Genomic DNA, 22,942 nt, shown 5'->3' with positions numbered 1-22,942 from the left:
GATCCGGGGTTTCACGTTTCATATACGTGCCCGGCGTAAAAATGGATGCACCACAGAGGAACAATGCCTGCGGAAGTCCGGTCAAACCGGCAGTTTTCGACCTGCTCTATGTAGGAGCGGTTTTCATGGCACAAGAGGATGTCTGAATGAAGATTTCACGCGGTTTTGCACTGGCTTCGCTCATGACCCTGGCGGCCAGCCCGGTCTTCGCCGGGTTCAGCCTGGACGATGTGACCAAGGCAGCTTCGAGCATGCAGGGCGGCGATGCGGCTACTAAAGCCGCACCGACCTCGGAAACGGCGGGCCTGCTCGGCGCGCTGACTTCTCAACTGAACGTCACCCCACAGCAAGCTGTCGGCGGCACCGGCGCGATGCTGGGGTTGGCGAAGAATCAGTTGAGCTCCACCGACTACTCGCAACTGGCCAAAAGCGTGCCGGGGCTGGACAAACTGTCCGGCGGCGGTCAACTGGGTGCCCTGAGCGGCTTGCTCGGTTCGTCCGGCAAATCGGCAGGTCTGGAGAACGCCTTGGGCAACGTGAAGAGCACCAATGACCTGAACAGCGCGTTTGGCGCCCTGGGCATGGACAGCGGGATGGTCGGCCAATTTGCCCCGGTGATCCTCCAGTACCTCGGTGGCCAGGGCGTTGGCGGTCCACTGCTGGAAAGCCTGGGCGGGATCTGGGGCGCCGGCTCCGGTAGCTGATTCAGCGACGCTCGGCGCGCAACGCGTCGATGCGCCGGTCCTTCTCGATCCAGAGCTGGTTGACCCAGTTCTGGACTGTTTCGCGAAACTGCGGATCGTTCTCGTAATCCCCCTGCCACAGCGCCGGGTCCAGCTCACGGGTCTGGATGTCGATGATGACCTTCGGCACGTTGCCGCTGATCAAATCCCAGAACCCCGGAATCGGCTGCTGCGGATACACCACGGTCACATCAAGAATGGCGTCCAGCTGTTCACCCATTGCCGCCAGTACAAACGCCACGCCGCCAGCCTTGGGCTTGAGCAGGTGGGTGAACGGTGATTGCTGCTGAGTGCTTTTAGCTGCGGTAAAACGTGTGCCTTCCAGATAATTCACCACCGTGACCGGCTGCCTTTTATAAAGCTCGCACGCGGCTTTGGTGATCTCCAGGTCATGGCCGGCCAGTTCGGGATGCTTCGCCAGGAACGCCTTGGTGTAGCGCTTCATGAACGGGTAATCCAGCGCCCACCAGGCCAGGCCGAGGAACGGTACCCAGATCAGTTCTTTCTTGAGGAAGAACTTGAAGAACGGTGTGCGGCGGTTCAACGTCTGGATCAGCGCCGGGATATCGACCCAGGATTGGTGGTTGCTGATCACCAGATAGGACGTATCAACCCGCAGGTCATCGCCGCCGCGAATGTCCCATTGGGTGGGGATGCAGAGGCGGAAGATCAGCTTGTCGATTTCGGCCCAGGTCTCGGCGATCCACATCACCGACCACGAGGCATAATCGCGAAGTCGACCGGGCAGGACCAGTTTGAGCAGGGCAAACACCATCAGCGGCCCGAACAGGACCAGTGTGTTGAGCAACAGCAGCAGGGTAACGAAACAGCCGGTGAGCAGGCGGCGCATAAGTAACTCTTGGAAGCGTTTGGGCGCGCCATGATAAGCAGCTTCGGGCGGCAGGCCAAATCGGCGGTGACGAATGTTTCACCTTTAAACGGTTAACCTCCTCACACCGATCGATCGTTCCCACGCTCCGCGTGGGAATGCAGCCCGGGACGCTCTGCGTCCCAAAAGCGTGACGCAGAGCGTCACATGAGGCATTCCCACGCAGAGTGTGGGAACGATCATTCAAACAACGGTCTAAAATCCCGCTGCCCACTCCTTATGGAAGCCCATTACGTGAAATCCCTCCTTGCACTGCTGACCCTCGTGGCCCTGCCGGTCATGGCCGCCGAGCCGACCCTGTACGGGCGTTACGAATACATCGCGCTGCCGGAAATCGGCGGTGAAGTCCTCAAGGCCAAGATGGACACCGGCGCCCTGACCGCCTCGCTGTCGGCCAAGGACATCGAAATGTTCACCCGTGACGGCGACGAGTGGGTACGGTTCCGCCTCGGCACCAAGGACGCGAGCAACAAGGTCTACGAACACAAAATCGCGCGGATCAGCAAGATCAAGACCCGCTCCGAAGAGGACGAGGACGAGAAGGACGAGGCCGCACCCACCAAGCGTCCAGTCGTCGATCTGGAGCTGTGCCTGGGCAACGTCAAGCGCACGGTCGAGGTCAACCTCACCGACCGCAGCAGCTTCAATTACCCGTTGTTGATCGGCGCCAAGGCCTTGCGTGAATTCGGCGCCGCGGTGAACCCGGCCCGACGTTTTACCGCGGATAAACCCGACTGCTGATTGACGAGATGTGAGGCTTGGGCCACCGTTGCGCAACTTAACTGCCGTGCCCGGACGCCATGCCTCATATCCTGATTGTCGAAGACGAAGCGGCCATTGCCGACACGTTGATTTTTGCCTTGCAGGGCGAAGGCTTTACCACGACCTGGTTGAGCCTCGGCGCGGCGGCGCTTGAGCATCAACGCCAGACCCCGGCTGACCTGATCATTCTCGACATCGGCCTGCCGGACATCAGCGGTTTCGAAACCTGCAAGCAATTGCGCCGTTTCAGCGAGGTGCCGGTGATTTTTCTCAGCGCACGTGATGCGGAGATCGACCGTGTAGTGGGCCTGGAAATCGGTGCTGACGATTACGTGGTCAAGCCGTTCAGCCCTCGGGAAGTGGCGGCGCGGGTTCGGGCGATTCTCAAGCGCATGGCACCCCGCGCGGTGGCTGAAGTCGGCTCAGCGCTGTTTCGCATCGACAGCGAGCGGGTGCAGATCAGCTATCGCGGCCAGCCGCTCAGCCTGACCCGCCATGAATTCCGTCTGCTGCAATGCCTGCTGGAGCAGCCCGAACGCGTCTTCAGCCGCGAGCAATTGCTTGATGCGTTGGGCGTGTCCGCCGATGCCGGCTACGAGCGCAGTATCGACAGCCACATCAAGAGCGTGCGCGCCAAATTGCGCCTGGTGCGGGCCGACGCCGAACCGATCCAGACCCATCGCGGCCTCGGCTACAGCTACAGTCCGGGGCACAGCTGATGGCGTTGGGCATCCGGATCTTCCTGGTCTATGTGCTGTTCATCGGCCTGACCGGTTACTTCGTACTCAACACCGTGATGCAGGAAATCCGCCCCGGCGTGCGCCAGACCACCGAAGAAACCCTGGTGGACACCGCCAACCTGATGGCCGAGATCCTGCGCGATGACTTCAAGGCCGGCACCCTCAACCAGAATCACTGGCCGCAACTGCTCAAGGCCTACGGCGAGCGGCAGCCGAAAGCGAGCATCTGGGGCCTGCCGAAGAATCAGGTCAACCACCGCATCTACGTCACTGACGCCAAAGGCATCGTGGTGCTGGACTCCAGCGGCGCCGCCGTGGGCCAGGACTACTCGCGCTGGAATGACGTTTACCTGACCTTGCGCGGTGAATACGGCGCCCGCTCAACCCGCAGCGACCCCAACGACGCCAGCAGCTCAGTGATGCACGTCGGCGCGCCGATCCGCGACAACGGCCAGATCATCGGCGTGGTCACCGTGGCCAAACCCAATAGCTCATTGCAGCCTTACGTTGATCGGACCGAACGACGATTGTTCGCTTATGGCGCCGGGTTGATCGGCCTCGGCCTGTTGTTCGGCGCCGCGCTGTCCTGGTGGTTGAGCGCGGCACTGCGACGGCTGACCGCGTACGCCCAAGCCGTCAGCGAAGGACGGCGGGTCGAGGTGCCGCATTATCGCGGCGGCGAATTCGAGCAACTGGCGACGGCGGTGGAGCAGATGCGCACGCAACTGGAAGGCAAGGCCTACGTCGAGCGCTACGTGCACACCTTGACCCATGAATTGAAAAGCCCGCTGGCGGCGATTCGTGGCGCGGCGGAACTGTTGCAGGGCGAGATGCCTTTGGCCCAGCGGCAGCGTTTCGTCAGCAATATCGACAGCGAAAGTGCGCGGATGCAGCAATTGATCGAACGGTTGCTGAACCTGGCTCAAGTTGAGCAGCGCCAAGGGTTGGAAGAAAGAGTTGAAGTGCCCTTGGCAGTATTGGTGGATGAACTGCTGGACGCTCAGGCTGCGCGAATCGAAGGCAAGCAGTTTCGCGTTGAACAGACGATTGCTGCAGAACTGGCATTGGTCGGCGAGCCGTTCCTGTTGCGTCAGGCGTTCGGCAATTTGCTGGAAAACGCCCTGGACTTCACGCCGGTCCAGGGTGTTCTGCGTTTTAGCGCCGAGCGGGTTGGGGAGCAGATTGAGTTCAAGCTGTTCAATCAGGCGGAGGCGATTCCTGACTATGCGTTGCCACGGTTGAGTGAGCGGTTTTACTCGCTGCCGAGGCCGGACAGTGGAAGGAAAAGTACCGGTTTAGGGCTTAACTTCGTTGAAGAGGTGGTTAAGTTGCATGGTGGTCAACTGTGGGTCGGCAATGTGGGCGGTGGTGTTGAAGCACGGGTGAGGGTGCCTCAAGGAATTTGATCGACTCGAGCTGCCACCGGCACAGGCGTCGATTTTCGAGGCGTGTTCCGGTGGGCCAGGGCCAGCGCTGGCTGTTCGATAATCAGCCACGAAAGTGTTGCCAGGCCAATGACAATGACGGCTGAAACAGCCATGGAGGGGAAAAAGGCCAGTTGTGTTTTATTGATGATCAATTGCTGGACGGGAAAGGCGTACAGATAGATGCCATAGGAGATATCGAATCGCCCCCTGATGGTTTTATCGACGTAAAGCAAACCCAGGCTGATCGTCGCCAGGCTGATCCCTAAAGAGGCCAGGACCCAGGCCGCCGAAGTGCCCAGAGATAAAAACACCAGAAGACTGGCGACTGCCAGGACACTGATTTTTGTGCGCGCACTGTTGAAGCGGTGTTTGTAAAACGCGATCAACGACCCAGCAAAAAACGCGATGCCGGCAGCGCAGTAGACCAGAAATTTTTGCGCCAGCGCGTTCATGGGGTAGCTGCCCAGGACATAGGTCGCGATGCAAAACAGCAACAGCAGCATCCAAGGCATCAAGGCGCTGCGATAAAGGGTCAGGGCCAGCGCCAGCAGAATGTAAAAAGCAAATTCGATCTTTAGCGTCCAGAGGCTTCCGTTGAAGGATTCGCTAAATATGAAGTCGTGGGTCACTTCATCAATCGTTGCTCGCCCGAACGCCGAAATCCGCAGAAAGTCGATGAAGGCGCCTTTGCCCGAAACATAGTCGCTGGCAAAAAATGCGCCGGCCACATAGGTCATTACGAATGAGCAAAGGATGAGTGCAGGAAAGATCCGTGCAACGCGCTTCACCAGGTAATTTTGAACGCTGGTGGCATTCAAATAACTGAGCGTGATCAGCAACCCGGAAATCGCAAAAAAGCAAAGAACCGCCATGCCGCCCAGCGAGTTGTAACCTTCAATGGCGGGTTCGCTCCTACCTGCCAGCACATAGTGATGGCTGACCAGGACCATAAGGGCGGCAAGGTGCCTGATCAGGTCAAACGAGTTGTTTCGCAATGCAGCGCTCCTTTTCTGACCGGGTCTGGAGCAAACCAACGGCCACAATCCTGTGTTGTATTCGGCCGGAAATATCTCCGTTGGGGGCTTGAATCACCCGGAGTCGGCCTTGAGGCACGGCAGTGTGCCAAGGTGGAAACGGCTTTTACAGGCATTTCCACGCAATCTCCATATAGCCTCCACGAAACGCCCACACAGCCCTACCAGACTCTCCCTCATTCGAACAGGGAGAGAACCCATGAACCGCAACCTGGCCATAAAACTCGGGGCGATTGCCCTACTGATTCTGTTATTGCTGATTCCATTGCTAATGATCAACGGCGTGATCCAGGACCGTCAGCAACTGCGCGACGGCGTGCTGGAAGACATCGCTCGCAGTTCCAGCTACAGCCAGCAATTGAGCGGGCCGCTGATGGTGGTGCCGTATCGCAAGGTGGTGCGCACCTGGAAACTCAACGAAAAAACCAACGAGCGTTATCAGGAAGTCGGTGAAGAGCGCGGGCGTTTGTACTTTCTCCCGGAACGCTTCGAACTGGATGGCCAGGTCCAGACCGAACTGCGCTCGCGCGGTATTTATGAAGCGCGACTGTTCCACGCCGATAACCGCATCAACGGGCATTTCTCGATTCCTGAACAACTGGGTATCAAGGAAGATTTTGCGGACTACCAATTCGACCAGCCATTCCTGGCGGTCGGCATCAGCGACATTCGCGGCATCGAGAACGCCCTGAAACTGGAACTCGACGGCCAGCGCCTGGACTTCGTCCCGGGCAGCCAGGTGGGCTTTTTGGGGGAGGGCGTGCACGTCATGCTTCCGGAACTGAACGCGAAGCAGGCCACGGAATTGGCCTTCGGTTTCGACCTGCGCTTGCAAGGCACCGGTCAGTTGCAAGTGCTGCCGGTGGGCAAGACCAGCAAAGTAGCGTTTGCCGCCAACTGGCCGCACCCAAGCTTTATCGGCAACTACCTGCCGGCCCAGCGTGAAGTCAGCGACCAGGGTTTCACCGCCAATTGGCAGACCTCGTTTTTCTCCACCAATCTGCAAGAAGCCTTGAGCAGTTGCGCGTCCGGCGCGGGCTGTGAAGCGTTCAACGGTCGCAGCTTCGGTGTCAGCTTCATCGACCCGGTGGACCAGTACCTGAAAAGCGACCGGGCGATCAAATATGCGCTGTTGTTTATCGTCCTGACGTTCGCCGGTTTTTTCCTGTTCGAAGTGCTGAAAAGCCTGGCGGTGCACCCGGTGCAATACGCGCTGGTCGGTGTGGCCCTGGCGTTCTTCTATCTCTTATTGTTGTCGCTGTCCGAGCACATCGGCTTTGCCCTCGCGTATCTGCTGTCGGCCAGTGGCTGTGTGTTGCTGATCGGGTTCTACGTCTGCCACGTGCTGCGCAGCGTGCGCCACGGTCTGAGTTTTTCGGCGGGGCTGGCGGCGTTGTACGGTTTGCTTTATGGCTTGTTGAGTGCCGAGGATTACGCGCTGTTGATGGGCTCGCTGTTGCTGTTCGGGCTGCTGGGTGTGTTCATGGTGCTGACCCGCAAACTGGACTGGTACGGGATTGGGGCGAAGACAGCCAAGCCATTGGCGTTTGATATCGGAGCGGTGGAATGAGCCGGTCGCTGGGGTTGCGTGAGGATCAGCGGGAAGGTGAGGTGTTGGCGACGCTGATTTTCGGGTTGTTTCCCGAAAGATCAAAAGATCGCAGCCTTCGGCAGCCCCTACGCCGAACGTCTATCCCTGTAGGCGCTGCCGCAGGCTGCGATCTTTTGAGGCCGGCATGGCCGACCTCAAAGCTTGAGATCAGGCCTTAGGCATCGTCGCCAACATCGAAGGCCGCTGACTCACCTCAAAAAACCACTCGGCCAGCTTCGGATTCGCCGTGCGCCATTCCAGATCCGGATGGCGCAGGTCGAGGTAACCCAAGGCACACGCCACGCTGATCGCCGCCACATCAAAATGACTGGTCAGCTCGGCAATCGCATCCGCTTCCAGCAACGCCAGTGCGCGGCGAATCTTCTCGCGTTGGCCATCGAGCCATTGGTCCCAGTGTTTCTCCGGGGCACGCAGCGCTTGTTCGTAACGAATCATCACCGCAGCGTCCATGATCCCGTCGGCCAGGGAGGCCAGGGTCAGGCGGCGCCAGCGGGCCGAGCCGTCACGCGGAATCAGCGGATTGCCGACGTGCTGGTGATCGAGGTAGTCGAGGATCACCCGGCTGTCATGGATGACGTTGCCATCGGCCAGACGCAGGGCCGGGATCTTGCCCAGCGGGTTGTCTTCGCAAAGCGCCAGGTCAGGGCTGACCGGCGTCAGTTGGCTGGTTTGCAAGGCAACGCGGCCGGTCTGACCGGTCTCGTGCAGCAGCACCATGACTTTGCGGACGAAGGGGGAGGCCGGGTTGTGGAACAGGCTCATGCTCGGGGCGGACATGGCAGCGTCTCGATCGGTGGCAGTGCCGGGCAGCATAGCGTGTTGCCCCGATAGCTCAAGATCAGAAATGAACACCCGATCCCTGTACGCGAGCAAGCTTGCTCCCACAGGGATTGTGGTGTTTCAGGTCATTCAGTGGCGTTGCAGCAACCCGCGCAGGGCAAGAGCAGCAGGAATGCCCAAGCCCAGCCAGCTCAACGCGTCCCACACGCCATCCCCCAACAGCGCGGAAAACAACCCGGCAGCACTGAGCAGCGCGATCACCGTCGGGGTGGCGAAGACTTTCCAGAAGTTCGACTGTCTGGGTTTCATGCCGGGCGCTCCACTTTATCGAGCACCGTTTTCGCCGCCTTGCGCCGTACTACCCACAAGTAAACCCCGCTACCGAGCACGATGATGGTCAGCACATCCAGGGTCGCCCAGAGGATTTTCATCGGCATGCCGCCGTAATCACCGAAGTGCAGCGGTTGCGACATGCCCATGGCGTCCATGTACCACGGGCGCTCGGCCACGGCGGTGACCTGCAGGGTGCTGGCGTCGATCAGCACCGGGGTCAGTAGGTGCGAGGTCAGGTGCGTGCTGCCTTTCATGAACACCGCGTAGTGGTGTTCGCTGGAAAAACGCGTGCCGGGGAAGGCGATGAAGTCCGGCTGCATGCCCGGCGCGACTTCCTTGGCAATGTCGAGCAGTCGCGTGGCCGGTGCCAGTTGCGTCAGCGGCGGCGCATCGCGATAGGGCGCGACCATCGCGCTCAGGCTGTCGTTGCGCCACGCGGCGATCAGCAGGTCGGCGCAAGCGCTGATCACACCGGTCACCCCAACCACCAACGCCCAGGTCAGGGTCACCACGCCGATCAGGTTGTGCAGGTCGAGCCAGCGCAGGCGGGTGGATTTGTCCTGGCGCACGGTGGCGAATTTCAAACGGCGCATGAACGGCAAGTACAGCACCGTGCCGGACACGATAGCCGCCACGAACATGATCCCCATGAACGCGAGCAGCAACTTGCCCGGCAGCCCGGCGAACATGTCCACGTGCAGACGCAGCATGACCATCATCAACCCGCCATTGGCCGACGGCATCTCCAGCGCTTCACCGGTGCGGGCGTCGAGCATGAAGGTGTGGGATGAATTCGGCTCGGTGCCAGCGGTGGGCGCCATGATCGCGATCATGCCGTTGGGGTCTTCATCGTCGTAGCCAAAATACTGCATAACCTCGCCGGGACGATGTTTTTCAGCGGCCGCCACCAACTGCTGCAAATTCAGCTGCGGGGTGTCGGCCGGCATGACCTTCAACTCGGCGGCATCGCCCAACAAGTGGTCGATCTCGTGATGGAAAATCAGCGGCAGGCCGGTCAGTGCCAGCATCAGCAGGAACACAGTGCAGATCAGGCTGGTCCAGGTGTGGATGCACGACCAGCGGCGGATTGTTTTACTTTTCATTTCATGGCCTTCAGAAAGACCCAAGCCGTCCACAGGGGACGGCTCGGTCATAGGGCGTGTCAGGTCAGGCGATTACCACTTGTAAGAAGCACTGGCGACGACGCTGCGTTGGTCGCCGTAGTAGCAATAGAAACTGTCACAGGTGGAGATGTAGTCCTTGTCGAACAGATTGGTGGCTTTGACCGCTACCGACACGCCGTTGAGGCTATTGTCCAAACGGCCGAGGTCGTAATGAACCGAGGCGTCGAACACCGTATAAGCGTCCGCCTTGCCCAGCCAGGTATTGGCCTGGTCGCCATAGGTGTTGCCGGTGTAGCGAACGCCGGCACCGATACCGAAGCCGTCCAGCACGCCGGCGTGCCAGGTGTAGTCGGTCCACAGCGAGGCTTGCTGGTTAGGGATCAGTTGCAGGCGATTGCCTTTGAAGTTGCCTTTTTGCACTTCGGACTTGGCCAGGGTGTACGCGGCAATGACTTTCAGGTTGTCGGTCACGTCTGAGACAGCTTCCAGCTCCAGGCCTTTGACCTTCACTTCGCCGGTCTGGCTGGTGATCGAGACGTTGTCCGAGTTGGTCGTGGTGACGGAGACGTTTTTCTGGGTCAGGTCGTAGACCGCAGCGGTCAGCAGGGTGCTGCTGCCTGGCGGTTGGTACTTGATGCCCAGTTCCCACTGTTTGCCTTCCGTCGGTTTGAACGAATCGGTCGGTGATGCGGTGGCTTTGCTGGTCGGCTGGAACGACTCGGCGTAGGACAAGTAGGGCACGAAGCCCGAGTCGAACACGTAGCTGATCGCCGCGTTGCCGCTGAATTTCTTGTCCCGTTCGGTGTTGGTGGCATCGCCCTTGTTGAAGAACGTGGTGCCGGTGTGGACCCAATCCTCACGACCGCCCAGTGTCAGGCGCCATTGATCGAGGGCCATCTGGTCCTGGACGTAGACGCCGGTCTGGTAGGTCTTCTGGTCGTAGTCGTAGAACGCCGTCGAGCGGGCTGGACGCACGATGGGCTGGCCGTAAATCGGGTTGTTGACGTTGGTGGTCAGACCGTCGCCAAAAATCGAGGTGTAGTTGGTGTTGGTGCGTTGGTGATCGAGACCGATCAACAGGGTGTGACGGATGTCGCCGGTCGCGAAATCGCCCTGGAAGTTGTTGTCCATGGCGAACTGGCTGATGTCCTCGTCAACACTGGTGCTCGAACGTCCCACGTTGCCATCGGCGTCGACCTGGGTGAACGGATACGCGCCCGGGGTCAGGGCCTGGAAGGACAAGTCCGACTTGGTGTAGCGCAGGTTCTGCTTGAACTGCCAGACATCGTTCAAACGATGTTCGAAGGCATAGCCCAGTGCGTAGTAGGTGCGGTCGTAGTATTCCCAGTCCGGGTCGCCCAGGTTTTTGTGATGGGAAATGTCGCCGAGGGGCGAACGGATCTTGGTGCCTTGCACCGGCAGGAACTGGCTGGTAATGCCGGTATCGTCGCGGGTGAATTGCGTCAGCAGGGTGAACTGGGTGTCCGGGTCGATGTTCCAGGTGAGGCTGGGCGCGATGTTGTAACGCTTGTTATCGACGTGATCGACTTGCGTGCCGCTGTCGCGCACGACGCCGCTGACGCTGTAGAGGAACTGGCCTTCGTCATCGATTTTGCCAGTGCTGGCGAAGTTGATCTGGCGATGGTTGTCGCTGCCGTATTGCAGTTCGATCTCGTGGCTGGCTTCGGCGCTGGGGCGACGACTGACCATATCGATCAGACCGCCCGGTGGGGTCTGGCCATAGACGGACGAGGCCGGGCCACGCAGCAGGGCCAGGCGATCGAGGTTCCAGGTTTCCTGTTTCGGGTTGGCGTACACGCCGCTTGGCAGCGGCAAGCCGTCGAGGAATTGGGTCGGCTCGAAACCGCGTACCCGCAGCCAGTCGGCGCGGGTATCGCTGCCGTAACTGCTGGCGACGATGCCGGGCATGTAGCGCACGGCATCATCGATGTTCTGTACGTTGCGGTCGTCCATTTGCTCGCGGGTGGCGACCGAAATCGAACGCGGCGCTTCGACCAGAGCGGTGTCGGTCTTGGTGCCGGCGGCGGTGCGGGTGGCCAGGTAACCGGTCGCCGGCCCCCAGGCACTTTCAGTGTTTTCCACACCAATGACAGCGGTTTCCGGCAAGGCCATCACGCCCTCGGGCACGGCCACCAGGCTGTAGGTGCCGGTGCTGCTCTGTTCCAGTTGCAGACCGGTGCCGCGCAAGGCTTCACGCAGGGCGGCGGTGGCGTCGAACTGACCGTTGACCGGCGCCGAGGTCTTGCCGGCAGCCAAGGACGGATTCAACGACAACGCCAGGCCGGCCTGGCTGGCGATCTGGTTCAGGGTGCTGGCCAATGGCGCGGCCGGCAGGTTGTAGGCGCGAACGCTGGATGCCTGTTCAGCGGCGATCAGTTGGCTGCTGGCCAGAGGGGCACAAAGGGCAATGGCGACCGCCAGCAAACTGGGGCGCAACAAGGTGTCGAGCGAACGGGACATACAGCGGCTCCTGAATGGAAATATTTCTCAATTGCCTAGGTGCCGAACGAGAATGCAAAAGTGATAGGGCTGGATGAAAATAATTTCGATTCAGAGCCAGGATCGTTCCCATGCTCTTGAGGATCGTTCCCACGCTCTGCGTGGGAATGCAGCCCGTGACGCTCCGCGTCACATGCCGAAGCGGGCGCGGAGCGTCCATTGAGGCATTCCCACGCAGAGCGTGGGAACGATCAGTGTCCTCAGGGTTTGATGTCAGCCTTCGCCACCGTCACCCACCACGGCGTGTGCTGCTCGATCTGCACCGGCAAGGTCGGCAATAGCGCGCTCAACGCTTTGTCGGTGTCATGCAGGGGGAAGCTGCCGGTGATTCGCAGGTCGGCAATCTCCGGCGCCACGCCCAGGTGCCCGCGCCGGTAGCGGCCGAGTTCGTGCACCAGGTCCTCCAGTCGCGCGTTGTCTACGACCAGCATGCCGCGAGTCCAGGCATCGGCACCGAGGTTGAGCGCAGCAATCGGGCCCAGTCCGTTGCTGCGCATCAGCACTTGCTGGCCTTCGCGCAGGATCTGTTCTTCGGGGCTCGACTCGGGATGAGCCGCCACCGCCGATTTCAAGACACTCAGGCGCGTGCCTTCCTCTTCGCGCTTGACCAGGAACCGCGTCCCCAGTGCGCGCATGCTGCCTTCGCGGGTTTCGACGATAAACGGGCGGGCATCGCCGTGACCGGTTTCGACGAGGATCTCGCCTTCCTGAAGGATGATTCGTCGCTGCTTCTCATCGAAGCGCACATCCACGGCACTGTGGGTGTTGAGGTTGATCACCGTGCCGTCGGCCAGGTGCAGGGTGCGTTGTTCGCCAGTGACGGTGCGCTGGTCGGCCAGCCAATAATCGATGGGCAGGTAACGATCACCGGCGAACAACGCCAACCCGATCACCGCAACAATGCTGGCCAAGCCGCTGCCGAGCTTGCGCACGCGCCGACGAATGCTTTCGCGTGATTGCAGCAACGCCGTGCGGGCCGGGCCGCTGGCGACGCTGAAGCGTTGGTCGAGCATGCCCAGTTGACGCCAGGCTCGGGCGTGTTCTTCGTGGGCGGCGTGCCATTTGGCGAACTCTTCGCGCTCGATCGGGCTGCCGGAATCCAGGGACAATTGCCAGGCAATCGCCGCATCCAGTACCTGGGCCGACACCGGTTTGGAACTGACCGGGCTCATACCGGCTCACCGTACAGCGCGATGTAGCACTGGCGAATGCCTTGGGCCAGGTATTGCCGCACTCGTGGGACCGAGACGCCGAGTTTCGCGGCGATTTCTGCGTGGCTCAGGCCATCGAGGCGGTTATAGAGGAAGGCGGCCCGGGCCTTGCTCGAGAGTTTGCCGAGCAGGCGGTCGATGGCCTTGAGGTCTTCGAGGATCATTTGCTGCTCCTCCATCGACGGTTGTTCGCTTTCGGGGATCAGCATCAATTCGGTGAGGTAGGCCTGTTCCAGCGCGGCGCGGCGGAAATAGTCGAACAGCAGGCCTTTGGCGATTGCCACCAGGAACGCTCGGGGTTCACGAGGTTCCTTGAGTTCATCCCGACCGAGCAGGCGGACAAAGGTGTCCTGACTCAGGTCCTCGGCCCGTTGCGGGCAGGCTACATTGCGTCGTAGCCAGGCCAATAGCCAGCCGCGGTGGTCGCGATATAACGCACCAACGAGCTCGCGGTGGGGGGCTTGGACTGACGACACGTAGCATCACCGATTGGGAAGTGTTAACTAACGAGAATTGTTCGCGATTGTGGCAGAGGCGGGGGAGGTAAGCAATTAACGCTGGTCGGGAGACCGCGTCATCGTTCTTCGCGGGCAAGCCTCGCTCCTACAGGTTTGTGTCGTCGCCCATTTCGCGTCCGACGCGGACCTGTAGGAGTGAGGCTTGCCCGCGAAGGCGCCCGGACAGGCGCCGGAGATTTAAAACGAAGGCGCCCGCTGCCGCCGTTTCCATTGGCTGATCCGCTGCTGCAAATTCAACGGGCTATGAATCTGCTGCTGCCGCGCCCGGCTGAACAGGATCAACGCCAGTTCCGCCGTGGCCAATGCATCGGCACTGGCGTTATGCCGTTCAAAGACTTCGAGCTTGAACCAATCGATCCACTCATCCAGCCCAGCCTCACGGATGTGCGCCTGCGGGCAGAGCAGCGGCGCGATGTCCGCCACGTCCAGAAACGGATGCTGCAACTTGTAACCCAAATGATCTTTCAACGCGCGCCCGAGCATGTGTTGATCGAACGGCGCATGAAACGCCAGCACCGGGCTGTCGCCGAGGAACTCCATGAATTCCAGCAACGCCTCGGCCGGGTCGCTGCCGGCAGCAATGGCGCTCGGTCCCAGACCATGGATCAACACGCTCGGCGCCAGTTTCATATCGACGCATTGCAGGGTGCGTTCGAATTGCTGGCTGAAATCGATCGCGCCGTCCTCGATCACCACGGCGCCGATGGACAACACCCGATCTTTGTTCAGGTTCAGCCCGGTGGTTTCCAGGTCCAGCACCACCCAGCGCTGCTCGCGCAGGCTGCATTCGCCCAGCCCGGCACCGACCGGCAAGCGTTGCAGGCGTTGTTGCAAGTCCTCGGCCAGCAGCGGGGTTGCCGGGCGCAACCATGAAAACAGGCTCATAGCTGATACCGCAGGGTCAGGCTGCTTTGCAGGCGTTGGGCCTGGCGCAGGGATTCACGCAGGATGCGCCGGTCCAGATGATTGAGGCTGTCGGGATCGACGCGGTTGGAGTAGGGCAAATTCTCCCGGGTCTGTAGCTGATGTTGTTGCATGCGGGTTTGCTGAATGAAGTGGTACGCCTCTTCGTACGCCGCACCGTCGAGCCGATCGATCACTTCTTTTTCCACCAGTTGCCGGAAGCGCTCCTGGGTGTTGTTGGCTTCGATGCCATTGGCCAGGGCCAGCAAGCGGGCACCGTCGACAAAAGGCGTCAGCCCCTGGACTTTCAGGTCCAGCGTGGCTTTCTCGCCATTCTTGCGCGCCAACACAAACTCGCGGAAACGTCCTACCGGCGGGCGGTTACGCAAAGCGTTCTCGGCCATCATCCGCTGGAACAAGCGGTTATCTGCCACCTGATCAAGAATGCCTCGACGCAGCTGCTCACAGCCTTGCTCGTCGCCCCAAACCACCCGCAAGTCGAAATAAATGCTTGAACCCAACAGGTTCTCCGGCGTTGCCTCGCGGATGAATGCCGCGAAGCGCCGCGCCCATTCGGCCCGGGACAAGCACAGCTCGGGGTTGCCGGCCATGATGTTGCCCTTGCACAGGGTGAAGCCGCAGAGCGCCAGACTGTGGTTGATCTGTTGGGCGATGGGCAGCAGCTTGCCGCGAATCTCGGCGGCATGAGCCGCGTCGCTTGCTTCAAAGAGAATGCCGTTGTCCTGATCGGTGTGCAGCGTCTGTTCACGGCGGCCTTCACTGCCGAAGCACAGCCAACTGAACGGCACGCCGGGGTCGCCTTTCTCGGCGAGGGTCAGTTCGATCACCCGGCACACGGTGTGGTCGTTGAGCAGGGTGATGATGTGAGTGATCTGGGTCGAGGACGCGCCGTGGGCCAGCATGCGCTCCACCAATTGGCCGATCTCGCCGCGCATTGCCACCAGGTTTTCGACTTTTTGCGCGCTGCGAATGGTCCGAGCCAGGTGCACCAGGTCAACCCGTTGCAGGGAAAACAGATCGCGCTCGGAGACCACGCCACACAGGCGCTGGTCCTTGACCAGGCAAACGTGGGCGATGTGCCGCTCAGTCATGGCAATCGCCGCGTCGAAGGCGCTGTGATCCGGGGTCAGGAAAAACGGCGCCTGGGTCATGTGCCGTTCGATGGCTTCGTTGAAATCGTTGGTGCCTTGCGCCACCACATGGCGAAGGTCGCGCAGGGTGAAAATCCCCAATGGGGCTTTTTGTTCGTCGACAATCACGATGCTGCCGACCTGCTGCTCGTGCATCAAGGTCACGGCTTCGCGCAGCGGCGTAGCCGGGCTGCACGTCACCGGATGACGCATCGCTAACTCGCCTAGCCGGGTGTTCAGGGAATATTGCGTGCCGAGGGTTTCCACGGCTTTTTGTTGGACTTGCTGGTTGACCTGATCCAGCAGGCTACTGACCCCGCGCAGGGCGAAGTCGCGAAAGGTATTGGAAAGCGCGAACAGCTTGATGAAGGCCAGTTTGTTCAGTTGCAGGCAAAACGTATCTTCAGCTGCCAAGTGCTCAGTTCGAGTCGCTCGTTCACCCAGCAGCGCGGCGAGGGGGAAACACTCGCCGGTGGTTATTTCGAAGGTAGTTTCAGTGCCGCCCTTGGCCGTGTGCGGGCGTTCGCCCACCACCCGACCCTGTTTGACGATGTAGAAATGTTCAACCGGGCCATCGGCAGGCTTGATGATGCTCTCGCCGGGCCCGTAGAAGCGCAGCTGGCATTGCTCCACCAGATAGGCCAGGTGGGCATGTTCCATCTGATTGAAGGGCGGGAAGCGCTGGAGGAATTGCAAAGTGCCCTGGATGTTCTGCAATACCGCGGTTTTCCCTGCCTGGGTGAAGGCATCCGCTTTACTCATAACTATTACCGCAGTCTTTTTTGAATTGTTGTTGTCGGATCGTTTAGCCATGGTCGGCCCCTGCGGGCAGGGTGCCCATTGGACGTAAGTCTAGGTAGTCGGTGCATTTGGCTATATTTCAGATATGCCCTACACATGCTGTTGGAAAACGTCTCATTTTTCCCCTAGGAAAAATATCCGACGAAGTGCACATTGAAGCTCTGCTTAGCGATGTCTGACCACTGTGCTAGGGGATTGAATTGAAAACGTAGAGAAAGCCATGTCCGACCACGATATTTTGAGTGACGCCGAGCGCGAGGCGCTCAGTGCGATCATGCTGGAACCTGATCTGCCGCCGCAGCGGGTGTTGATCGTCGATGACGATAAGGATGCCAGGGAGCTGCTGTCGGAGATTCTTGCGTTGGATGGCATTCGCTGTATGACCGCAGCCAGTGGTGAGAGCGCACTCAAAATGTTGGACGAGAAGCCCTCGATTGGCTTGGTGATTACCGATCTGCGGATGGGGCATGTGGATGGCCTGGACTTGATCCGCCAGGTGCGCGAGTCGGTCCGGGCGGCACTGCCGATTATCATTGTGTCCGGCGATGCCGACGTGAAGGACGCGATTGCTGCGATGCATTTGGCCGTGGTGGACTTCCTGCTCAAGCCGATTGACACGGTCAAGTTGCTGGCGTTGGTCAAGCATGAGTTGGGGATGGAGCCCTGACCGTGATCGTTTCCACGCTCCGCGTGGGAATGCCTCAATGGACGCTCGGCGTCCGCTTTTGATGTGACGCAGAGCGTCACGGGCTGCATTCCCACGCAGAGCGTGGGAACGATCTGCATCTACACAGGTGATCGCATTCACAAATAAAAAAGCCCTGATCGAAAGATCAGGGCTTTTTCATGTCCGGCATCAGCGCTCAGTTACAGGCCATTGGCAGCCTTGAACTCGCGACGACGACGGTGCAGCACCGGCTCGGTGTAGCCGTTCGGCTGCTTGGTGCCTTCGATCACCAACTCGACGGCCGCCTGGAAAGCGATGTTGCTGTCGAAGTTCGGTGCCAGCGGGCGGTACAACGCGTCGTTGGCGTTCTGACGGTCTACCACCGGCGCCATGCGCTTGAGGCTTTCCATCACCTGATCTTCAGTGACGATGCCATGACGCAGCCAGTTGGCGATGTGCTGGCTGGAAATACGCAGCGTCGCACGGTCTTCCATCAGGCCGATGTCATTGATGTCCGGCACTTTCGAACAGCCCACGCCCTGGTCGATCCAGCGCACCACATAGCCAAGGATGCCCTGGGCGTTGTTGTCCAGTTCGTTCTTGATTTGCTCTGCGGTCCAGTCCGGATTGGCGGCCAGCGGGATGGTCAGAATGTCGTCCACCGAAGCGCGCGCACGTTTGGCCAGTTCGGCCTGACGGGCGAACACGTCAACCTTGTGGTAGTGCAGCGCGTGCAGCGCAGCGGCGGTCGGCGATGGCACCCAAGCGGTGTTGGCGCCGGCCAGCGGGTGAGCGATTTTCTGTTCGAGCATCGCCGCCATCAGGTCAGGCATGGCCCACATGCCTTTGCCGATCTGGGCGCGACCTTGCAGGCCGGTGCTCAAACCGATATCGACGTTCCAGTTCTCGTAGGCGCCGATCCATTTTTCAGCCTTCATGTCGGCCTTGCGCACCATGGCGCCTGCTTCCATGGAGGTGTGGATTTCGTCGCCGGTGCGGTCGAGGAAACCGGTGTTGATGAACACCACACGTTCGCTGGCAGCCTTGATGCAGGCCTTGAGGTTGACCGTGGTGCGGCGCTCCTCGTCCATGATCCCGACTTTCAGCGTGTTGCGCGGCAGGTCGAGCACGTCTTCGATGCGCCCGAACAGCTCGTTGGTGAACGCTGCTTCCTCCGGGCCGTGCATCTTCGGCTTCACGATATAGACCGAGCCGGTACGGCTGTTCTTGCGCGAGTTGTGGCCGTTGAGACTGTGGATCGCCGCCAAACAAGTGATCAGGCCATCGAGAATGCCTTCCGGCACTTCGTTGCCGTCTTTGTCGAGAATCGCGTCGATGGTCATCAGGTGACCCACGTTGCGCACGAACAACAGTGAGCGACCGTGCAGGCTCAGTTCCTTGCCGTCGACGCCGGTGTAAGTACGGTCGGCGTTCATGGTGCGAGTAAAGGTCTTACCGCCCTTGGAGACTTCTTCCGACAGATCACCCTTCATCAGGCCGAGCCAGTTGCGGTAGATCACCACTTTGTCATCGGCATCGACGGCGGCGACGGAGTCTTCGCAGTCCATGATGGTGGTCAGCGCGGCTTCCATCAGGATGTCTTTGACGCCGGCTGCGTCGGTCTGGCCGACCGGGGTGCTGGCATCGACCTGGATTTCGAAATGCAGGCCGTTGTTCTTCAGCAGGATCGCGGTCGGCGCGGCAGCATCGCCGTGGAAACCGATCAACTGGGCATCGTTGCGCAGGCCGGTGTTGCTGCCACCTTTAAGGGCGACCACCAGTTTGCCGTCAACGATCTTGTAGCCGATGGAATCGACGTGAGTGCCGGCCGCCAAGGGCGCCGCTTCGTCGAGGAAGGCGCGGGCGAACGCGATGACCTTGTCGCCGCGAACCTTGTTGTAGCCTTTGCCTTTTTCCGCGCCGTCAGCTTCGCTGATCGCGTCGGTGCCGTAGAGCGCGTCATACAGCGAACCCCAGCGGGCGTTCGAGGCGTTGAGCGCGAAGCGGGCATTCATCACCGGCACCACGAGTTGCGGGCCGGCCATGCGGGCGATTTCGTCATCGACGTTTTGCGTCGTTGCCTGGAAATCGGCCGTTTCTGGCAGCAGATAACCGATGTCTTGCAAGAAGGCTTTGTAGGCCAAGGCGTCGTGCGCCTGACCGGCACGCGCTTGGTGCCAGCCGTCGATACGAGCCTGGAAATCATCGCGTTTGGCGAGTAGGGCTTTGTTCTTCGGTGCCAGGTCATGAATGACCTTGTCGGCACCGGCCCAGAACTTATCGGCGGTGAGGCCGGTACCGGGAATGGCTTCGTTGTTCACGAAGTCGAACAGGACTTTGGCGACCTGCAGGCCACCGACTTGAACGTGTTCAGTCATTGCTTGCCTCACTCTGCTCAGCTATTTCGCTTTTCAGCTCTTCAATTTTGACAATGAAGCCTCTGGCCATTTAAACCACAAACCCGTCCGCCAGTACATGCCCTTGCGGGCGGCTGGGTTTGGTCCAATCAACGGCTTGGAGGCCTTGCTGACGGGGCTTTCAGGGTTGCGAGTGTGCCTGGGGCAGACATCGATCCAACGTTATGTAGTGCGCGCTGCGGCATACTACATGATGAATTGCGCTTGTGAAAATCAGACTAATTACGTCGTTCTGCGACCCCATGACGCATTGCAGTCATGTCGGGGAACGGGATGTTCTCAAAAAACTATTAGATTGTTCCAGTTAAATATAAAAACTTGTACACGATTTGTTTTCGTCAGCGGCATACGCGGTGCTTCATTCGCGGGCAAGCCTCGCTCCTACAGGGCCGTGTCGTTCAGGTGATTGCGGATTCCCTTGATCCTGTAGGAGCGAGGCTTGCCCGCAAAGGCGTCGGCCGATTCAACGCACGAACAACCCTTGCCTATACTTCTTTTTCTATAACAAAAGAGGGCTGCGCCATGGACCACCTCGTACTCACTGTATTCGCGCCGGACAAGGCAGGGCAGGTCGAGCGCATTGCCCAGTGCATTGCCGAGCACGGCGGTAACTGGCTGGAAAGCCGCATGTCGCGCATGGCCGGGCAGTTCGCCGGGATTCTTCGGGTGGGTGTGCCAGCGGAAGCCTACGACGAATTGGTTGATGCCCTACAGGCGTTATCTGCCCATGGCATTCGCGTATTGATCGCTGAAAGCGGTATCGAGCAATCCTGCACCTGGAAGCCGATCGCCATGGAGCTGGTGGGCAATGACCGGCCGGGGATTGTGCGCGATATCACTCGTTTGTTGAGCGAGCAGGGGGTGAGCCTGGAACGTCTGGTCACCGAAGTGCGTCCGGCGCCGATGAGCAGCGAACCGTTGTTCCACGCCGAAGCCATTCTCGCCGTGCCGCTGACCTTATCGCTGGACGTGCTGCAATCGCGATTGGAAACCCTGGCCGACGACTTGATGGTTGAATTGGTCCTGCGCAGTGAACCCTGACATAGGGTTATCCAAGTTATACGTGCACCTGCCTGTGGATAACCTGTAGAGACAGCCCGCCAGGCCACGCCGGCCGGGGTTCTTCAGCATCTGATCAAAAAACCAGCAGTTTCAGCAAGTTGCACACAAACGGCGGGGATCACGCTGTGGATAACCTTGGGAAGGATTGATGCAGGCCACGGAGTACGTGGCCTGTGGGGATTTGTACGTTTTCTGATCAGCTACGACGACGCATACTAATCACCGCATCGACGCTGTAAATCGCCAGGCCAGCCCAGATAAAGATAAACGCCACCAAGGTACTGGACGACATGTGTTCGCCAAACAGGAGGACGGCTTGCAGCAGCACCAATGTCGGCGCCAGGTACTGAAGAAATCCCAGCGTGGTGTAGGGCAAATGCCGTGCAGCCGCGTTGAAACAGACCAGCGGCACCAGCGTCACAGGACCGGCTGCGACCAGCCACCACGCTTGAGACGTGGTCCAGAACTCGGGCTGCGCGCTGGTGGCTGTCTGATTGAACAGCAACCAGGCGATGGCAATCGGCACCAGCATCCACGTTTCCACCACCAGCCCCGGCAACGCTTTGACCGGCGCCTGCTTGCGGATCAACCCGTAGAAACCGAAGGTCAGCGCCAACACCAGCGACACCCACGGCAGGCTGCCGACCTGCCACACCTGTTGCGCCACGCCGACAGCGGCAAGCCCCACCGCCAGCCACTGCATACGCCGCAGGCGTTCACCGAGGATCAACATCCCCAGCAGCACGTTCACCAGGGGGTTGATGTAGTAACCGAGGCTGGCTTCGAGCATGCGCCCGTTGTTCACCGACCACACGTAAGTCAGCCAGTTGGCGGCGATCAGCGTGCCGCTCAAGGCCAGGATCGCCAGGCGTTTCGGGTTATCCCGCAACTCGCGCCACCAGCCCGGATGTTTCCAGACCATCAGCAGCAAGGCGCCGAACAGCGCGGACCAGAGCACCCGGTGGATGATGATTTCTACAGCCGGCACCGAGGCGATGGCTTTGAAGTAGAGCGGGAAAAGTCCCCAGATGATGTAGGCAGTAAGGCCCAGGATGTACCCGCGACGCGGGTTGGCGGCTTGCATGCAGAATCCTTGCTTAGGCAGCTAACAAAGGGGGGGATTGTAAGGCGGTTGTATAGACATGTCGCTTCGGAAAAGCAAAAGATCGCAGCCTTGGGCAGCTCCTACAGGGAATGTGCACACCCGTAGGAGCTGCCGAAGGCTGCGATCTTTTGCTCTTGAATCTAAAAAAGTTTCAAAGGCTCTTCATTCAGTGCCGACAACTGCTCACGCAACGCCAACACCTGATCGCCCCAATACCGCTCACTCCCGAACCACGGAAAGCTGTGCGGGAACGCCGGGTCATCCCAGCGCCGGGCCAGCCAGGCGCTGTAGTGCATCAGACGCAACGCCCGCAGTGGCTCGATCAGCGCCAATTCCCGCGGGTCGAAGTCGTGAAACTCGTTGTAGCCGTCCATCAATTCCGACAACTGACCGAGACATTCCTGACGATCCCCGGCGAGCATCATCCAGATGTCCTGCACTGCCGGGCCCATGCGGCAGTCATCGAGGTCGACGATGTGGAACATCTCGTCGCGGCACATCATGTTGCCGGGGTGGCAATCGCCGTGCATGCGGATGTTCTGGTGCGGCGTGGCCTTGTAGACCTCTTCCACGCGCTTGAGCAGATCACGGGCGACGGACTCGTAGGCGGGCAGCAGACTTTTTGGTACGAAATTGCCTTCAAGCAAGGTGTTCAGCGAATCGTGACCGAAGTTCTTCACGCCCAACGCCTCACGGTGTTCGAACGGCTTGGTCGCGCCGACGGCGTGCAGGCGCCCGAGCAATTGGCCCAGTCGATACAGCTGATCCAGATTGCCCGGCTCCGGCGCACGGCCGCCACGGCGGGGGAACAGGGTGAAACGGAACCCGGCGTGTTCGTGCAGGCTGGCACCGTTGTGAATCATCGGCGCGACCACCGGCACATCGCATTCGGCGAGTTCGAAGGTGAACTGGTGTTCTTCGAGAATCGCTTCGTTGGTCCAGCGCTGCGGGCGGTAGAACTTGGCGATCAGCGGCTCGGAGTCTTCGATGCCGACTTGATAGACACGGTTCTCGTAGCTGTTGAGCGCCAGGATGCGCGCGTCGCTGAGAAAGCCGATGCTTTCGACGGCATCGAGCACGAGGTCTGGGGTGAGGGTTGCAAACGGGTGGGCCATGCTGACTCCTGCGCGCAGCAGGCTGCCG

Annotated in this window: 20 protein-coding genes; 7 read left to right on the top strand and 13 right to left on the bottom strand. The window is 60.0% G+C overall.

The features are described 5' to 3' along the window. Positions 1-146: 146 nt before the first annotated feature. A complete protein-coding gene (locus ACA071_RS29045) occupies positions 147-704 on the top strand; it encodes a DUF2780 domain-containing protein (protein ID WP_497642172.1) in 558 nt (185 codons plus the stop codon). A gap of 1 nt (position 705) precedes the next feature. On the opposite strand, the gene yihG is transcribed toward ACA071_RS29045, so the two are convergent. After that, the gene (gene yihG / locus ACA071_RS29040; RefSeq protein ID WP_497642171.1) at positions 706-1,593 is read right to left on the bottom strand and encodes a 1-acylglycerol-3-phosphate O-acyltransferase, YihG family; all 888 of its coding nucleotides are present in this window, start codon (positions 1,591-1,593) and stop codon (positions 706-708) included. A 273-nt stretch (positions 1,594-1,866) separates the two neighbouring features. Here yihG and rloA2 point away from each other — a divergent pair, with 273 nt between their 5' ends. Genes rloA2 through creC form a run of 3 tightly spaced genes read left to right on the top strand, consistent with a single transcriptional unit; the run spans position 1,867 to position 4,540 of the window. Next, the gene (gene rloA2 / locus ACA071_RS29035) at positions 1,867-2,373 is read left to right on the top strand and encodes a retropepsin-like aspartic peptidase RloA2 (RefSeq protein ID WP_185058290.1); all 507 of its coding nucleotides are present in this window, start codon (positions 1,867-1,869) and stop codon (positions 2,371-2,373) included. A gap of 59 nt (positions 2,374-2,432) precedes the next feature. Beyond that, on the top strand, positions 2,433-3,113 hold the full coding sequence (creB, locus tag ACA071_RS29030; protein WP_497642170.1) for a two-component system response regulator CreB: 681 nt from the start codon (positions 2,433-2,435) through the stop codon (positions 3,111-3,113). Then, positions 3,113-4,540 (top strand): two-component system sensor histidine kinase CreC, encoded by a 1,428-nt coding sequence (gene creC / locus ACA071_RS29025; RefSeq protein ID WP_497642169.1) that lies wholly within the window; start codon positions 3,113-3,115, stop codon positions 4,538-4,540. Before creB ends, creC begins: the two co-directional genes overlap by 1 nt. Here the strand turns inward: creC and ACA071_RS29020 are convergent. After that, a complete protein-coding gene (locus ACA071_RS29020) occupies positions 4,528-5,556 on the bottom strand; it encodes an acyltransferase family protein (protein WP_497642168.1) in 1,029 nt (342 codons plus the stop codon). The two genes, creC and ACA071_RS29020, sit on opposite strands and share 13 nt — an antisense overlap. A 238-nt stretch (positions 5,557-5,794) precedes the next feature. Here ACA071_RS29020 and creD point away from each other — a divergent pair, with 238 nt between their 5' ends. Beyond that, complete coding sequence (gene creD / locus ACA071_RS29015) at positions 5,795-7,165, top strand: cell envelope integrity protein CreD (protein WP_497642167.1); 1,371 nt, start codon at positions 5,795-5,797, stop codon at positions 7,163-7,165. Positions 7,166-7,354: 189 nt separating this feature from the next. Here the strand turns inward: creD and ACA071_RS29010 are convergent, their stop codons facing one another. The 8 genes from ACA071_RS29010 to ACA071_RS28975 all read right to left on the bottom strand — a co-directional run bounded on the left by ACA071_RS29010 (position 7,355) and on the right by ACA071_RS28975 (position 16,509). Next, a complete protein-coding gene (locus ACA071_RS29010) occupies positions 7,355-7,984 on the bottom strand; it encodes a glutathione S-transferase (protein WP_497642166.1) in 630 nt (209 codons plus the stop codon). 132 nt (positions 7,985-8,116) lie between these two features. Beyond that, positions 8,117-8,296 carry a hypothetical protein gene (locus tag ACA071_RS29005; RefSeq protein WP_123513136.1) on the bottom strand — a complete coding sequence of 60 codons (180 nt, stop codon included), beginning with the start codon at positions 8,294-8,296 and terminating at the stop codon, positions 8,117-8,119. Continuing rightward, positions 8,293-9,423: a PepSY-associated TM helix domain-containing protein gene (locus tag ACA071_RS29000; RefSeq protein WP_497642165.1), complete on the bottom strand. Its 1,131-nt coding sequence runs from the start codon at positions 9,421-9,423 to the stop codon at positions 8,293-8,295. Before ACA071_RS29000 ends, ACA071_RS29005 begins: the two co-directional genes overlap by 4 nt. Before the next feature lie 72 nt (positions 9,424-9,495). Next, complete coding sequence (locus ACA071_RS28995; RefSeq protein WP_497642164.1) at positions 9,496-11,925, bottom strand: TonB-dependent siderophore receptor; 2,430 nt, start codon at positions 11,923-11,925, stop codon at positions 9,496-9,498. Between the two features lie 239 nt (positions 11,926-12,164). After that, entirely contained in the window at positions 12,165-13,136 is a 972-nt protein-coding gene (locus ACA071_RS28990; RefSeq protein ID WP_497642163.1) for a FecR domain-containing protein, read from the bottom strand. Then, positions 13,133-13,651 (bottom strand): RNA polymerase sigma factor, encoded by a 519-nt coding sequence (locus ACA071_RS28985; RefSeq protein WP_497642162.1) that lies wholly within the window; start codon positions 13,649-13,651, stop codon positions 13,133-13,135. Before ACA071_RS28985 ends, ACA071_RS28990 begins: the two co-directional genes overlap by 4 nt. Positions 13,652-13,870: 219 nt before the next feature. Further along, entirely contained in the window at positions 13,871-14,578 is a 708-nt protein-coding gene (locus tag ACA071_RS28980; protein WP_497642161.1) for a 3'-5' exonuclease, read from the bottom strand. Next, a complete protein-coding gene (locus ACA071_RS28975; protein WP_497642160.1) occupies positions 14,575-16,509 on the bottom strand; it encodes a putative nucleotidyltransferase substrate binding domain-containing protein in 1,935 nt (644 codons plus the stop codon). The genes ACA071_RS28980 and ACA071_RS28975 overlap by 4 nt, the downstream gene beginning before the upstream one ends. Positions 16,510-16,768: 259 nt before the next feature. On the opposite strand from ACA071_RS28975, the gene ACA071_RS28970 reads away from it, so the two are divergent. Next, the gene (locus ACA071_RS28970; protein ID WP_497642159.1) at positions 16,769-17,215 is read left to right on the top strand and encodes a response regulator; all 447 of its coding nucleotides are present in this window, start codon (positions 16,769-16,771) and stop codon (positions 17,213-17,215) included. 200 nt (positions 17,216-17,415) lie between these two features. Here the strand turns inward: ACA071_RS28970 and ACA071_RS28965 are convergent, their stop codons facing one another. Beyond that, positions 17,416-19,593, bottom strand: coding sequence for a malate synthase G (locus ACA071_RS28965; RefSeq protein WP_497642158.1), 2,178 nt, complete (start codon positions 19,591-19,593; stop codon positions 17,416-17,418). Positions 19,594-20,154: 561 nt separating this feature from the next. Here ACA071_RS28965 and ACA071_RS28960 point away from each other — a divergent pair. After that, positions 20,155-20,673: a glycine cleavage system transcriptional repressor gene (locus ACA071_RS28960; protein WP_427630708.1), complete on the top strand. Its 519-nt coding sequence runs from the start codon at positions 20,155-20,157 to the stop codon at positions 20,671-20,673. 217 nt (positions 20,674-20,890) lie between these two features. Here the strand turns inward: ACA071_RS28960 and rarD are convergent, their stop codons facing one another. After that, a complete protein-coding gene (gene rarD, locus ACA071_RS28955; RefSeq protein WP_497642157.1) occupies positions 20,891-21,778 on the bottom strand; it encodes an EamA family transporter RarD in 888 nt (295 codons plus the stop codon). 161 nt (positions 21,779-21,939) lie between these two features. After that, positions 21,940-22,914 carry a serine/threonine protein kinase gene (locus ACA071_RS28950; protein WP_054616850.1) on the bottom strand — a complete coding sequence of 325 codons (975 nt, stop codon included), beginning with the start codon at positions 22,912-22,914 and terminating at the stop codon, positions 21,940-21,942. Between the last annotated feature and the right edge of the window lie 28 nt (positions 22,915-22,942).

This window comes from Pseudomonas sp. LBUM1646 (assembly GCF_059716165.1).
Note: the sequence above shows the minus strand (reverse complement) of the source record. Positions and strands in the feature narration are given on the sequence as shown.